General features: G+C 70.2%; 13 protein-coding genes and 1 riboswitch. Of the genes, 3 read left to right on the top strand and 10 right to left on the bottom strand.

Annotated elements, in window-relative coordinates; genetic code table 11:
• Nucleotides 1–11 precede the first annotated feature (11 nt).
• From ACF1G2_RS09960 to ACF1G2_RS09945, 4 genes are all read right to left on the bottom strand, one after another.
• Nucleotides 12–1,031 (bottom strand): NlpC/P60 family protein, encoded by a 1,020-nt coding sequence (locus tag ACF1G2_RS09960; RefSeq protein ID WP_391797803.1) that lies wholly within the window; start codon nucleotides 1,029–1,031, stop codon nucleotides 12–14.
• Nucleotides 1,032–1,225: 194 nt separating this feature from the next.
• Nucleotides 1,226–2,254, bottom strand: coding sequence for an NlpC/P60 family protein (locus tag ACF1G2_RS09955; protein ID WP_391797802.1), 1,029 nt, complete (start codon nucleotides 2,252–2,254; stop codon nucleotides 1,226–1,228).
• 256 nt (nucleotides 2,255–2,510) lie between these two features.
• Nucleotides 2,511–3,875, bottom strand: coding sequence for an NYN domain-containing protein (locus ACF1G2_RS09950; protein ID WP_391797801.1), 1,365 nt, complete (start codon nucleotides 3,873–3,875; stop codon nucleotides 2,511–2,513).
• 35 nt (nucleotides 3,876–3,910) lie between these two features.
• Entirely contained in the window at nucleotides 3,911–4,153 is a 243-nt protein-coding gene (locus ACF1G2_RS09945; RefSeq protein WP_260228851.1) for a hypothetical protein, read from the bottom strand.
• Nucleotides 4,154–4,309: 156 nt separating this feature from the next.
• Between ACF1G2_RS09945 and ACF1G2_RS09940 the strand changes: the two genes are divergently transcribed.
• Complete coding sequence (locus ACF1G2_RS09940; protein ID WP_391797800.1) at nucleotides 4,310–5,059, top strand: rhomboid family intramembrane serine protease; 750 nt, start codon at nucleotides 4,310–4,312, stop codon at nucleotides 5,057–5,059.
• Complete coding sequence (locus ACF1G2_RS09935; protein ID WP_017238849.1) at nucleotides 5,056–5,337, top strand: Lrp/AsnC family transcriptional regulator; 282 nt, start codon at nucleotides 5,056–5,058, stop codon at nucleotides 5,335–5,337. Before ACF1G2_RS09940 ends, ACF1G2_RS09935 begins: the two co-directional genes overlap by 4 nt.
• A 52-nt stretch (nucleotides 5,338–5,389) precedes the next feature.
• On the opposite strand, the gene ACF1G2_RS09930 is transcribed toward ACF1G2_RS09935, so the two are convergent.
• The 6 genes from ACF1G2_RS09930 to ACF1G2_RS09905 form a co-directional block, all read right to left on the bottom strand.
• Nucleotides 5,390–6,826 carry an aminotransferase class V-fold PLP-dependent enzyme gene (locus tag ACF1G2_RS09930; RefSeq protein ID WP_391797799.1) on the bottom strand — a complete coding sequence of 479 codons (1,437 nt, stop codon included), beginning with the start codon at nucleotides 6,824–6,826 and terminating at the stop codon, nucleotides 5,390–5,392.
• 190 nt (nucleotides 6,827–7,016) lie between these two features.
• Nucleotides 7,017–7,133: riboswitch (SAM riboswitch) on the bottom strand.
• A 77-nt stretch (nucleotides 7,134–7,210) separates the two neighbouring features.
• Nucleotides 7,211–8,275 carry an anthranilate phosphoribosyltransferase gene (gene trpD, locus ACF1G2_RS09925; protein ID WP_391797798.1) on the bottom strand — a complete coding sequence of 355 codons (1,065 nt, stop codon included), beginning with the start codon at nucleotides 8,273–8,275 and terminating at the stop codon, nucleotides 7,211–7,213.
• 128 nt (nucleotides 8,276–8,403) lie between these two features.
• Entirely contained in the window at nucleotides 8,404–10,029 is a 1,626-nt protein-coding gene (locus ACF1G2_RS09920) for a cytochrome bc complex cytochrome b subunit (protein ID WP_391797797.1), read from the bottom strand.
• Complete coding sequence (locus ACF1G2_RS09915) at nucleotides 10,026–11,078, bottom strand: Rieske 2Fe-2S domain-containing protein (RefSeq protein ID WP_391797796.1); 1,053 nt, start codon at nucleotides 11,076–11,078, stop codon at nucleotides 10,026–10,028. The genes ACF1G2_RS09920 and ACF1G2_RS09915 overlap by 4 nt, the downstream gene beginning before the upstream one ends.
• Complete coding sequence (locus ACF1G2_RS09910; protein ID WP_391797795.1) at nucleotides 11,075–11,884, bottom strand: c-type cytochrome; 810 nt, start codon at nucleotides 11,882–11,884, stop codon at nucleotides 11,075–11,077. Before ACF1G2_RS09910 ends, ACF1G2_RS09915 begins: the two co-directional genes overlap by 4 nt.
• 67 nt (nucleotides 11,885–11,951) lie before the next feature.
• Entirely contained in the window at nucleotides 11,952–12,572 is a 621-nt protein-coding gene (locus ACF1G2_RS09905; protein WP_352189322.1) for a heme-copper oxidase subunit III, read from the bottom strand.
• A 177-nt stretch (nucleotides 12,573–12,749) separates the two neighbouring features.
• On the opposite strand from ACF1G2_RS09905, the gene ACF1G2_RS09900 reads away from it, so the two are divergent.
• Nucleotides 12,750–13,151, top strand: a complete 402-nt coding sequence (locus ACF1G2_RS09900; protein ID WP_391797794.1) for a hypothetical protein — start codon at nucleotides 12,750–12,752, stop codon at nucleotides 13,149–13,151.
• The last annotated feature ends 17 nt before the right edge of the window (nucleotides 13,152–13,168 follow it).

The raw sequence follows: 13,168 nt of genomic DNA, 5'->3' as shown, positions 1-13,168 counted from the left end.
CAGGCGTCCGGTCAGACCCGCGTCACCGTCACGTGGGACATCATCCCGACGGGGTCGTAGCGCACCCGCGCGCCGGGATACGGGGCATGGATGACCTGTCCGTCGCCCGCGTAGATCCCGACGTGGCTGGCGTCGCCGCGGTACGTGACGAGGTCGCCCGGCTGCGCCTGCGAGAGCGGCACCCGCCGGCCCGCGTTCCGCTGGGCCGCCGAGGTCCGCGGGAGGCTGATGCCGGCCTGCCGGTACGACCAGACCATCAGGCCGGAGCAGTCGAAGGCGGACGGCCCCGTCGCGCCCCACACGTACGGCTTGCCGATGGCGCTGCGGGCGGCGACCACCGCGGCGGCGGCGCGCGAGGAGGCCGGGCCGAGATCGGCGAGGGGCGGCAGCTCCCCGGCGAGTGCGTCCCGGCCCGAGCGGTCGGCCCGGCCCTCGAACGCCGCCCGCTCCTCGTCCGTCAGCGACTGCAGCAGCCGGCGGGCCTCGGCGAGCTTGCGCTCGACGGTGCGCTTGTGCCGGGCGACCTGAGTGCGGCTGCGCTCCAGCTCGACGAGGAGCCGACCGGCCTCGGTCCGCTCCTGGTTCAGCCGGCGCAGCTCGTGCTGGAGCCGGCCGAGCGCCACGCTCTGCCGGTCGGTCACCCGGTCCAGGACGGAGGCCCGGTCGAGGTAGGAGTCGGGGTCGGAGGAGAGCAGCAGCGCGAGCGCGGGGTCCATCCCGCCGGAGCGGTACTGGGCTCCGGCCACCGAACCGAGCGCGCCCCGCATGCGGTTGACGCGTTCCTGGCCGCGCGCCACGCTGTCCTTCGCCCGGGAGACCGTCCTGCGCAGCTCGTCCGCCCGCTCGTCGGCCCTGTTGTAGCCCTCGGTGGCCTTCTCGGCCTCCTCGAAGAGCCGGTCGACGGTGGCGCGGGTCGTCTCCGCGGTGCCGCTCGGATCGGCGCTCGCCGGGACGGCTCCGAAGGCCGTGGCCGCGGTGGCCGCGGCGGCGGTCAGGACGGTGACCCTCGCGGGTCGTCGGTGGGACGCCACGTATCGCGCTCCGTTCGGTGTTGCCCAGACTGGCGCGGCAGACAGTAGCCGGTGATCACTCTCCGTCCAACGAAGCTTCCCGACACGCAAAGTGACGCCCCGCCGGAGACCACAGGTCACCGGCGGGGCGTCACGTCATCGAGAGATGCGACATTCCACCCGATTGGGCGTCACGTCGGAGCGCGGCGGATGCGTCAGATGCGCACGCCGAACTGGAAGGTGCCCATGTAGCTCATGGACTCGTAGCGGACCGACGCACCGGGCTTGGGAGCGTGCAGGATCTGCCCGTTGCCGGCGTACAGGCCCACGTGCGAAAGGCCGTTGAAGAAGACCAGGTCGCCCGGCTTGAGCTGGCTGCGGCCGATCTTCACGCCGTCGTTCTGCTGGGTGTAGGTGGTACGGCTGATCCCTACGCCGGCCTGGCGGTAGGCCCACTGCGTCAGACCGGAGCAGTCGTACGAGTTGGGGCCCTCGGCGCCGGAGACGTACGGCTTGCCGATCTGGGTGGCGGCGGCGCTGAGCGCGGCGGCACCGCGCTGCGAGGCCGGGACCTCGTTGCCGAGGTCGACGCGGTCGCCGGCGGCGCGGCTGGCGCGCTGCTCCTCGGCCTGCATCTTGGCGCGCTCGGCGGCGGTGAGGGTGTTGAGCAGCTTCTGCGCCTCGGCGAGCTTGCCCTGGTAGGCCTTCTTCTTCTCACCGAGGGTCTTGCGGACGTCCTCGAGGTCGGCGAGCTTCGTCGTCGCCTCGGCGCGCTGCTGGGCGAGCGTGCGCTGCTTGGACTGGATCGACTGGAGCACGTCGGCCTGCTTGGCGCCGAGCTGGTCGATCGCGGACGCCTTGTCGAGGTAGGTGTCCGGGTCGGAGGAGAGGAAGAGCTGGAGCGCCGGGTCGATGCCACCGGAGCGGTACTGCGCGCTGGCGACCGAACCGATGTTGTCCCGCAGGGTGTTGAGCTCCTGCTGACCGCGCGCCACCTTGTCCTGCAGGGCGCCGATCTCCTTCTGCAGCTTGCCGCGGCGCTCCTCGGCCAGGTTGTACTGCTCCGTGGCCTCCTCGGCCTCGTGGTGCAGCTTGTCGACCTTCGACTTGACGTCGTCGATCTTCGGCTTGGGGGCGGCCTGGGCGCCGGACTGGACGGAGAGCGCGACGGCCGCGGCGGCGGTCGCGGTGAGCACGGTCACGCGGGTGCGGCTCGGCTGCTTGGGACGACGGTGGGACGCCACGAAGGCGATCTCCTTCTTCCTCGAGCCGCCCAACCAGGCTGCGGCAGGCGGTTCCTCCGCTGCCATCCCGGATGGATGATCAACCGCGCGGAGGTTCGAGGCCCGACCCTAGTGACCATCTTGTGATCAGTTCAAATCCTCATGAGCAAAATCTCGCTCACGCGGCACTTTATTTACACACACCACACGGGCAGTAACGGCCACTTGACCGTACGCCCTCCAGAATTCGGGCATTAGGCCCAGGAGTTACGAGATATCACGAGGCGCGCGAAAGCCGCTTCAGCAACAAGGCGGACGCGACCGGACGCGCCCCGGCCTTGGCCACCCCGTCGGCCACCTCACGGTCGGTGGAGACCACGACGACCGGACGGCCCGGCGGCTCGGCGCGCACCAGCTGACGGATCAACTCGTCGGCCGTCACGCCCGGCTTGGAGAAGAGCACCCGCACCCCGCGCGGCGGGGCGAGGAGCACCGGCGCCGCGAGCTCCGCCCCGTCGAACACACAGGTGACCTCGGCGCCCGAGCGGGCCGCGAGCGTGGACAGCCCGCCCAGCAGCCGCAGCCGCTGCTTCTCCAGCGGCATGGTCGGATAGCCGGTCTTGGTGACGTTGTAGCCGTCCACGACCAGATGCGCCTGGGGCAGCGCCAGGAGTTGGTCCAGGAGCGCCGGGTCGGTCTCGGAGAGCGCGCGGGCGGCGATGTCCTTCGGCGACATCCGTCCGGGCTCCACCGCGTCGACGGTGTCGGCGGGGTGGACGGAGACGGGCGGCAGGGCCAGTTCGCGGCGCAGCCCCTGCGCGGCGTCGAGCACCGTGTCGAGCAGCAGCCGCAGCCGCATGTCCTCCACCGAGCGCCCCTCACGGGCGGCCCGGCGGCTCGCCTCCAGGGCGGCCTCGACCTCACCGAGGCGGGCCTTGAGACGGCGGGTCTCGCTCTCCGCGGCCGAAACCTGCGCCGCGGCCTCCGCCTTGATCGTGTCGATCTCGGCGTGGGTGCGGCGCAGCGCCGCCTCGCCGCGCTTCACATCGCTCTGCGCGCTGCGCAGCTTGCGGTGAAGCGATTCGGCTTCCCTGCGCGCCGCCTCCAGGTCGTGGCGCAGTTCCTCGGTCTCCGCACGCCCGCGGTCCCTGGCTGCGGCGACCTCCTCGCGCAGCCGCTCCAGCTCGCGCCGGCCTGCCTCGTCGGCGCGCTCGGCGTCGGCCCGCTGGGCCTCCTCGCCCGCGGCGGCGACCAGCTTGACCCAGCCGGCGGGGCGCAGCACGTAGGCGGCCGCGGCGACGTCGACGGGGTCGGCGGCGGCGGGCGGGGCGCCGGTCTCGACGGCCCCGGCCAGCTCGGGCTGCGCCTCCTTGAACCGCTCGCCGATCCGCTGCCGGAAGAGCGGATCGCTCTCCAGGGCGGCGGCCATGGCGTTGCCCGCGAACTTGGCCCGCCGGCTCGCGGTGAAGCGGGCGTACTGCCTCAGGGGGGCCGGAAGCTCCGCGACGGTCAGCCCGCCGAAGGCGTCCGAGACCAGCGCGACGACCCGCCGCCGTACGCCGTCCGGCAGCGGGCGGTCGAGCGCCTCGGCAGCGTCACCTGCCGCGCCGGCCGGTTCACCACCGTGCGCGGGCTGCTCCACGTTGCGTCACCCCATCGTGTTGCGCACCGCCGCCGTCAGGAAGCGGTGCCGGGCCTGTCCACCAGTTCGATCTGGTCCACCGCGTTGCACCAGCGGCAGCGGACCGACTCGATGGTCTCACTGACCACCTCGCGCTCCTCGACCTTCGGCTCTCCCGCGAGATCCAGATGGACGTACTCGACGACCTTGGAGGACCGGGTCACATCGAACCGGGTCAGGTTGCCGCACAGGGTGCAGCGCCAGCGGGTCTCGGCGGTCGGCAGGGGAACCGTCGTCATCGTGCCGTCCTCTTTCATGTGCGTGATGCGGATGCGGGTGCCGCGGTGCGCCATTGAACTGCGGAGGTACTGCCCGTAACCCTACGGCCTCGCGGGTACCCCGTGTCGCGGCGAGGCACTCTGTCCAGGTGGGCACCGTTACGCCATGATCTGTCCATGATCGACAGGCGGCGCATCGCATGGCGGGAGGCGGCGCTCGGGGCGTGCCGGGGAGCCTGGAGCGGGCCCACTGTGACGTACGCCCTGATCGCCGCCTGCTGCCTCACGTTCCTGATCAGCCCGGTGTCGGGCCTCGACCCCTCCTACGGGACCGGGGACCGGGCCCTGGCGGCGCAGAGCGCGTACTTCCACCGCTGGGGGGTCGTGCCGGCCGAGCTGATGAGCGGTGAACCGGGCACGCTCGTCACCCCGCTGACCGCCCTCTTCGTCCACGGCAGCTGGCTGCACCTGCTCGGGAACATGCTGTTCCTGTTCGTCTTCGGCGCGATGGCCGAGGAGCGGATGGGGGCGCTCGGCTTCGCCCTCTTCTACGCGGGCTGCGGCTATCTGGCGCTGCTCGGCTACGCGGCGGCGTACGCGAGCAGCGAGCAGACGCTGGTCGGGGCGTCGGGGGCGATCTCGGGGGTGCTCGGGGCGTTCCTCTACCTCTTCCCGCGCTCCCGGGTGACGAGCCTGTTCCCGTTCCTGTTCTTCCTGCCGCTGCGGTTCCCCGCCTGGATCGTGCTCGTCTTCTGGTTCGCGCTCCAGTGGCTCGCGGCCCGCTCGGCCGGGGCGGGCCCCGGTGTCGCCTATCTGGCCCATGTGGTGGGCTTCGCCGTCGGCTTCCTCTACGCCTGGGTCCGCTACCGAGGTGGGGATACAGTGAAGTCCCCAGCCGCGGCGACCGAGGGAGAAAGCCAGCCGTGATCACCGCGATCGTGCTCATCAAGACCAGCGTGGACCGCATCCCCGAGATCGCGGAGTCGATCGCCGCGCTCGACAGCGTCAGCGAGGTCTTCTCGGTGACCGGTACGTACGACCTGATCGCCATGGTCCGCGTGCCGCGGCACGACGACCTCGCGGACGTCATCCCCGGCCGGATCAGCAAGATCCCGGGCGTGGAGGCGACGGACACGCACGTGGCCTTCCGGACGTACTCCCAGCACGACCTCGAAGCGGCCTTCGCGATCGGCCTGGAGTCCTGACGCGGGGGGGGGGCCGCGGCAGGCGGCCCCCTTCACCCGTACGAGTGAGTGTTCAGCCGCGGTCCGGGACGCAACGGCCGTCCTCGGTGCGGTACTTCCACTGCGCGCCGTCCCGGACGAGCTCCTTCACGGCCCGTACGAAACGCTCCACGTGCTCGTCGGGCGTACCGGCGCCGAAGCTGACGCGGATGGCGTTGAGCGACTTCTCGCCGGGCGCGGCCTCGGGGGCTCCGCACTCGCCCTGGGTCTGCGGGTCGCTGCCGAGCAGGGTGCGGACGAGCGGGTGGGCGCAGAAGAGGCCGTCGCGGACGCCGATGCCGTACTCGGCGGAGAGCGCGGCGGCGAAGTGGGAGCTGTTCCAGCCCTCGACGACGAAGGACAGGACACCGACGCGCGGAGCCTCCTCGCCGAAGAGCGAGAGCACCTTGACCTCCGGGACCACGGCGAGCCCCTCCCGGACGGTGGCGACGAGGTGCTGCTCACGGGCGACGAGGGAGTCGAACCCGGCCTCGGTGAGCGCCTTGCAGGCGGAGGCGATGGAGTAGACGCCGATGACGTTCGGCGAACCGGCCTCGTGGCGGGCGGCGGTGGTGTGCCACTCGACGTCCACTCCTCCGGCCCCTTCCCCGGCGACCCGTCGGCTCACCTTCTTGGACGCACCCCCGCCGGCGAGGTAGGGCTCGGCGTCCTGGAGCCAGTCGGCGCGGCCCGCGAGGACTCCCGAGCCGAAGGGGGCGTACAGCTTGTGGCCGGAGAAGGCCACCCAGTCCACGTCCAACTCCTGTACGGAGACCGGGTGGTGGGGCGCGAGCTGGGCGGCGTCGAGGACGATCCGGGCGCCGTGGGCGTGGGCGGCGGCGGCCAGTTCCCGGACCGGCCACAGCTCGCCCGTGACGTTGGAGGCGCCGGTGACGCAGACGAGCGCGGGGCCGTAGGGGTCACGGTCGGCGAGGGCGCGCTCCAGGGTCTCGACGGCCTGGGCGGGCGTACGCGGGGCGTTGAGGTAGGTGACGCGCGCGTCCCTCCACGGCAGGAGCGAGGCGTGGTGCTCGGTCTCGAAGACGAAGACCTCGCAGCCGGCGGGGAGCGCGGCGGCGAGCAGGTTGAGCGAGTCGGTGGTGGAGCGGGTGAAGACGACCTGGTCGGCGGGGCGGCAGTCGAGGAACTCGGCGACGGTGACGCGGCTGCTCTCGAAGAGGTCGGTGGAGAGCTGCGAGAGGTACCCGGCGCCGCGGTGGACGCTGCCGTAGTACGGGGCGTAGGCGGCGACGTCGTCCCAGACCCGCTGCAGGGCCGGCGCGCTGGCGGCGTAGTCGAGCGCGGCGTAGGTGACCTCGCCCCCGGTCACGAGGGGAACGGTGACGTCCCGCCCGAGGACCGGGAGCGGGGCGGCGCAGCAGGGGTCTCCGGCCTCGGAGTCGGTGGCGGCGGAGGGGACTGCGGTCACGGCGGCGTTCGTGGTGGCGGCGGCGTTCGGGTACGCGGACATGGCGGTGTCTCCTGAGGGGGAAGGTCAGCGAAGGGCCCGCGGGGCAGCGCGAAGGAGGGTGCCTCACACGGGTGTTGCCTCGACGCACGGTGTTCGTACGGAGGGTGGGGAAACGGGGCCGAAGGGCCCTAGCGCATTCGCTTGCTCACGAGACTGCTCCCTTGAGGACCAGGACCCCAGGGTGTGCAGGGGTCCGCGCTTGCCGCGGACCTTGCTGTCCACGGCCTGGTCTTCACCCGGGGCACCCCGCCACGGACGGAGGGTTGCCGGACAGCCAGCCGGGGCTTCGAGGCTGTCACTCATGACCTGGCACTGAACGTATGCCACGTGATCGCCGGTGCGCAACCCCGTTCCGGATGGCGGAACGGGGCGCGCCCGGCGCCGCTACCTGTTGCTGGCCGCGACCCAGCGCTCCAGCGCCTGCCTGGCCGCCCCCGAGTCGATCGACTCGGCCGCCCGCGTGATTCCCTCGCGCAGCTGCTCCGCCAGGGTGCCCGCGCCCGGCTCCAGGGCCGTGAGCGCCGCCGCCGAGTTGAGCAGTACCGCGTCCCGTACGGGACCGGTCTCGCCCGCGAGCAGCCGGCGGGCGACATCGGCGTTGTACGAGGCGTCGGCGCCGCGCAGCGCCTCCACCGGTACGAGTTCGATGCCGACGTCCCGCGGGTCGAAGGCCTCCTCGCGCACCGCGCCGTCCCGTACGACCCACACCCGGGAGGTGGCCGTGGTCGTCAGCTCGTCCAGGCCGTCGTCGCCGCGGAAGACCAGCGCCGAGGAGCCGCGCTCGGCGAGCACACCGGCCATGATCGGGGCCATCCGGGCGTCGGCCACACCGGTCGCCTGCGCCCTGACGCGGGCGGGGTTGGTGAGCGGACCGAGGAAGTTGAACGTGGTCCGGATGCCCAGTTCCTTGCGGGCCGCGGCCACATGGCGCAGCGCCGGGTGGAACTTCACCGCGAAGCAGAAGGTGATCCCCGCCTCCTCCGCGACCTCGACCACACGCTGCGGGGTGAGCTGCAGGTTGACGCCGAGCTTCTCCAGGACGTCGGAGGCGCCGCTGGCGCTGGAGGCGGCGCGGTTGCCGTGCTTGACGACCTTCGCGCCGGTGCCGGCCACGACGATCGCCGACATGGTGGAGATGTTGACGGTCTTCGCGCCGTCGCCGCCGGTGCCGACGATGTCGACGGAGGGGCCGGGCACCTCGATCACGTTGGCGTGCTCGTACATCGTCCGCACGAGGCCGGAGATCTCCTCGACGGTCTCGCCCTTGGCACGCAGGGCCACGGCGAAACCGGCGATCTGGGCGTCGGTGGCCTCGCCGCGCAGGATGCGGTCCATCGCCCAGGCGGTGTCCTCGGCGCTCTGGTCGCGGCCGGTCAGCAGGCCGTCCAGGACGGTGGGCCAGGAGCGGCCCGCCGACGTAGGTCCTCCAGCGGGGGTCGCAGCGCTCATGGCGGCTCCTGATCAGTGCGTGACGGTGACGACTCCACCCTATCGAGCAACGGAGACGGCAAAGAGCCCCGTCCATCGAATGGACGGGGCTCCCGCTGTGGCGACCTCAGGTCGGGTGGATCAGGTGATCAGTGGTGGCCGTGGCCGCTGGTGATCTCCTTGTACTCCTCGACGGTCGGCTTGGCGATCTGGCTGTCCTCGCCGTAGTAGCTCTTGTTGAGCCTGACGCGGAGCTTCTCCATGCGGCCGATCTTGCGCTCGACGCCGTTCTCGTCGACGAGCGGGCCGAGCTCGGCCGGCTTGTTCTGCTCGTGCGCCGTGAGGCGGTACAGCTCGCCCTGGCTGAGCGGCTGGTGGACCTCGACGAACTCACCGTGCGGCAGACGCTTGATGATGCCGGACTCGCGTCCGTGCAGCACCTTGTCGTGGTCGCGGCGCTGCAGGCCGAGACAGATCCGCTTGGTGAGGATGAACGCGAGGACCGGCCCGACGAAGAAGAAGATCCGGACGAACCAGGTGATCGAGTTCAGCGACAGGTGGAAGTGGGTCGCCCAGAGGTCGTTTCCACCACCGACGAGCATGATCATGTACGCGGTGATCCAGGCGACACCGAAGGCGGTGCGCGTCGGAGCGTTGCGCGGGCGCTGCGCGATGTGGTGCTCGCGCTTGTCGCCGGTGATCCACGACTCGATGAACGGGTAGACCGCGATCGCCGCGAGGACCGCGGGGAAGATCGCCAGCGGGATCATCACGCCCAGGACGAGCGTGTGGCCCCAGAGGTTGATCTCCCAGCCCGGCATGACACGGATCAGACCCTCGGCGAAGCCCATGTACCAGTCGGGCTGGGCGCCGGTGGACACCTGGTCCGGACGGTACGGGCCGAGCGCCCAGATCGGGTTGATCGAGGCGATCGCCGCGATGACCGCGATGACACCGAAGACCAGGAAGAAGAAGCCTCCGGCCTTGGCCATGTAGACCGGCAGCAGCGGCATGCCCACGACGTTCTTGTTCGTACGGCCGGGGCCCTCGAACTGCGTGTGCTTGTGGTAGAAGACCAGGATCAGGTGGGCGACCACCAGACCGAGCATGATGCCGGGCAGCAGCAGGACGTGCGCCGAGTAGAACCGGGCCACGAAGTCGCCGCCGGGGAACTCCCCGCCGAACAGGAACATCGACAGGTACGTGCCGATGACCGGGACGGACAGGATCGCGCCCTGCATGAAGCGGACACCGGTGCCGGAGAGCAGGTCGTCCGGGAGCGAGTAACCGGTGAAGCCGGTGAACATGCCCAGGAAGAACAGCAGGAAGCCGAACAGCCAGTTGATCTCACGCGGCTTGCGGAACGCGCCCGTGAAGAACACGCGCATCATGTGCACGAACATGCCGGCGAGGAAGATCAGCGCCGCCCAGTGGTGGATCTGCCGGATGAGCAGACCACCGCGCACATCGAAGGAGATGTGCATGGTCGAGTTGAACGCCTCGGACATCAGCTGGCCCTGCAGCGGGATGTAGCTGCCGTGGTACTCCACCTCGTTCATCGACGGGTGGAAGAACATCGTCAGGTACACACCCGTGAGGATGATGATGATGAAGCTGTAGAGGCAGATCTCACCCAGCATGAAGGACCAGTGGTCCGGGAAGATCTTCCGCATGTTGGCCTTGGCCAGGGAGTAGATCCCGAGACGGCCGTCGGCCCAGTCGGCCACCCGCTCACCGGCGGGTGCCTTCTTCTTCGAATCGGTCACAGTGCTCATCCGCGCTCCCAGAAGGCAGGGCCGACGGGCTCGGCGAAGTCGCCGAGCGCCTCCAGGTTGCCCTTGTCGTTCACACCGATCCGCAGCTGCGGAAGGGCGTGGCCGGCCGGGCCGAAGATGACACGGGCGCCGTCGGAGAGGTCGAAGGTGGACTGGTGGCACGGGCAGAGCACGTGGTGCGTCTGCTGCTCGTACAGCGAGATCGGGCAGCCCACGTGGGTGCAGATCTTCGAGAAGGCCACGATGCCCTCGTGCGACCACTCGAGCTCGCGCTTGTCCTTGATGTCCTCCGGCTGGATCCGGACGATCATCAGGGCGGCCTTGGCGATCTCGACCTGGAAGTCGTGGTCGTGCTCGGACAGGCCCTCGGGCATCGCGAAGGTCAGCGAACCGACCGCGACGTCCTCGGGACGCAGCGGCTCGTGCGTGTTCATGTTGATGAGCTGCTTGCCCTCGGCCCACAGGGTGGACCGGAGCTTCTTCTCGGGCAGCGGGCCCATGTCACGCAGCAGCACGAGGCCGGAGAGCGGTACGAGCGACAGCGCACCGAACATCGTGTTGCGGATCAGCTTGCGGCGGCCCATGCCGGACTCGGCGGCACCGGCCGCGAAGTCCGCCATGACCTTCGCCTTGGTCTCCGCCGGCGCCGCGATCGGGTGACGCTCGTCGGCGATCTCCACGTCGGACATCAGGGTGCGGGCCCAGTGGACCGCGCCCGCGCCGATGAAGAAGAGCGCCGCGCCGAGGGTGAGACCCAGGGCGAAGTTGAGCGCGCTCACCCGGCCGAACGGCCAGATGTAGACGATCTTGTCGACCGGGAAGATCACGTACGACGCGATGAAGCCGACCGTGGCCAGCATCGACAGCGTGAACATGAAGGCGACCGCACGCTCGGACCGTCGGGCGGCCCGCTCGTCGATGTCCTGGATGCGCGGCTTGTGGGGCGGAAGGCCCGGGTCCGCGAACGGGTCGTCGAGGACCTTCACCGCGCCGTGCGCGGTGTCCTGCTCAGCGGGCAGGTTCTCTTCTGGAATCTCTTGGCTACTCATGACTTCTTGGCCTTAGCGGTGTGGGCCGCGACCCAGACGGCAACTGCGATCAGCGCACCGAGACCGAAGACCCAGGCGAACAGACCCTCGCTGACCGGGCCGAGGCCGCCGAGCGAGAGCCCGCCGGGGCTGTCGGCCTTTTCGCCGTTGACGGCCTGGACGTACGCGATGATGTCCTTCTTCTCCTTCTCCGGCATGGTCGTGTCAGGGAAGGAGGGCATGTTCTGCGGGCCGGTCTGCATGGCCTCGTACAGGTGCTTCGGGCTCACGCCTTCGAGGTTCGGGGCGTACTTGCCGTGCGTGAGCGCGCCGCCCTCACCGGTGAAGTTGTGGCACTGGGCACAGTTGGAGCGGAACAGGTCGCCACCACGGGCGATGTCGGCCCCGTCGGGGCTGTACTGCCCCTCCTTCGGCGTGATCGGGCCGGCGCCGAGGGAGGCGATGTACGCCGCGAGCAGATCGATCTCAGCCTGCGAGTAGATGACCTTCTTCTTCGGCACCTGGGCGCCCGGCTGCTGGGCCGGCATGCGGCCCGTGCCGACCTGGAAGTCGACGGCCGCGGAGCCGACGCCTACCAGGGACGGGCCGTCAGAGGTGCCCTGACCGCCGGTGCCGTGGCAGCTGGCGCAGCCGACGGCGTAGAGCTTCTGGCCCTCCTCGATGGCGAGGGACTGGGCGGTTTCATCGGCCTTCGCCGTGCCCGCGGGCGCGAACGCGGCGTACAGCCCCCCGGTGGCCGCCAGCGCGAGGAGTAGGACGACGACCGCCGCCAGCGGATGGCGTCGTCGTGCGGAGAGCTTTTTCACGGATTACCCCGGTGTCAGGATCTTCTGCGTCGGTGCTTGCTGGATGTGTTCGGGTCCCGGGACCCGATTACTTGATCATGTAGATCGTGGCGAAGAGGCCGATCCAGACGACATCGACGAAGTGCCAGTAGTAGGACACGACGATGGCGGCGGTTGCCTGCTCGTGAGTGAACCTCTTGGCGGCGTACGTCCGGCCCAGGACCAGCAGGAAGGCGATGAGACCGCCCGTCACGTGCAGGCCGTGGAAGCCGGTGGTCAGGTAGAACACCGAGCCGTAGGGGTCCGACGAGAGCGAGAGCCCCTCGTGCTTGACCAGCTCGGTGTACTCGAACACCTGGCCGCCGATGAAGATCGCACCCATCACGAACGTGATGATGAACCACGTCCGGAGCTTCTTCACATCGCCCCGCTCGGCGGCGAAGACGCCGAGCTGGCAGGTGAGGGAGGAGAGCACCAGGATCGTGGTGTTGGTCGCCGAGAACGGGAAGTTCAAGGCGTCGGCCTTTTCCGTCCAGAACTCGGGACCGGTCACCGATCGCAGGGTGAAGTACATCGCGAAGAGGGCCGCGAAGAACATCAGCTCGGAACTCAGCCAGATGATCGTTCCGACGCTGGTGAGGTTCGGTCGATTGACCGACGGGTGCGCGTGCCCGGTTTCTACTGTCGTTACTGTCGCCACGACCGACATTATGTCGGTCGCTTATCCCGCCCTCACTCCGGGGGGTGCCGTTCGGAGTGTCAGGGGCGTCTGTCCAGCCCGAACGGCCCATCGAAGTGGCCTCCCAACCGGTGTCGTACCGGTGTTGACGGGGTGTGGGACGGAGTAGCATCCCGCGCATCGGTTGATGACCTTCACGGAGGAACGATGCAGTCGAGCGCCACGGTCCTGGTCTACAGCGACGACGCGAACACGCGGGAACAGGTGCGCCTGGCGGCGGGTCGCAGGCCCGCGGCCGACGTTCCGCCGGTCGAGTTCATCGAGTGCGCGACACTCCCGGCCGTGCTCAAGCGGCTGGAGGAGGGTGGCGTCGACGCCTGCGTGCTGGACGGCGAGGCCGTGCCGGCGGGCGGCATGGGCGTCTGCCGGCAGATCAAGGACGAGGTCTTCCGCTGCCCGCCGGTGCTGCTCCTGATCGGCCGCCCGCAGGACGCGTGGCTGGCCACCTGGAGCCGTGCGGACGCCGCGGTCACCCTTCCGGTGGAACCGGTCGAGTTCGCGGCGTCCCTGGCGGCCCTGCTCCGCTCGCGCCTGTCGATCGACGCGTAACAGGACCGGAACGGAGC

The sequence above is a fragment of the Streptomyces sp. NPDC013457 genome, from assembly GCF_043089925.1.
In the GTDB taxonomy this organism is placed as follows: Bacteria; Actinomycetota; Actinomycetes; order Streptomycetales; family Streptomycetaceae; genus Streptomyces.
The sequence above is the reverse complement of the archived record's forward strand: the minus strand, read 5'-3'. Positions and strand labels throughout refer to the sequence as shown.

Bases quoted from the DNA above. Each gene is read 5' to 3' on its own strand.
- ACF1G2_RS09945 (WP_260228851.1), bottom strand. From the start codon at position 4,153: ATGACGACGGTTCCCCTGCCGACCGCCGAGACCCGCTGGCGCTGCACC.
- ACF1G2_RS09940 (WP_391797800.1), top strand. From the start codon at position 4,310: ATGATCGACAGGCGGCGCATCGCATGGCGGGAGGCGGCGCTCGGGGCG.
- ACF1G2_RS09930 (WP_391797799.1), bottom strand. From the start codon at position 6,826: ATGTCCGCGTACCCGAACGCCGCCGCCACCACGAACGCCGCCGTGACC.
- trpD (WP_391797798.1), bottom strand. From the start codon at position 8,275: ATGAGCGCTGCGACCCCCGCTGGAGGACCTACGTCGGCGGGCCGCTCC.
- ACF1G2_RS09920 (WP_391797797.1), bottom strand. From the start codon at position 10,029: ATGAGCACTGTGACCGATTCGAAGAAGAAGGCACCCGCCGGTGAGCGG.
- ACF1G2_RS09915 (WP_391797796.1), bottom strand. From the start codon at position 11,078: ATGAGTAGCCAAGAGATTCCAGAAGAGAACCTGCCCGCTGAGCAGGAC.
- ACF1G2_RS09905 (WP_352189322.1), bottom strand. From the start codon at position 12,572: ATGTCGGTCGTGGCGACAGTAACGACAGTAGAAACCGGGCACGCGCAC.
- ACF1G2_RS09900 (WP_391797794.1), top strand. From the start codon at position 12,750: ATGCAGTCGAGCGCCACGGTCCTGGTCTACAGCGACGACGCGAACACG.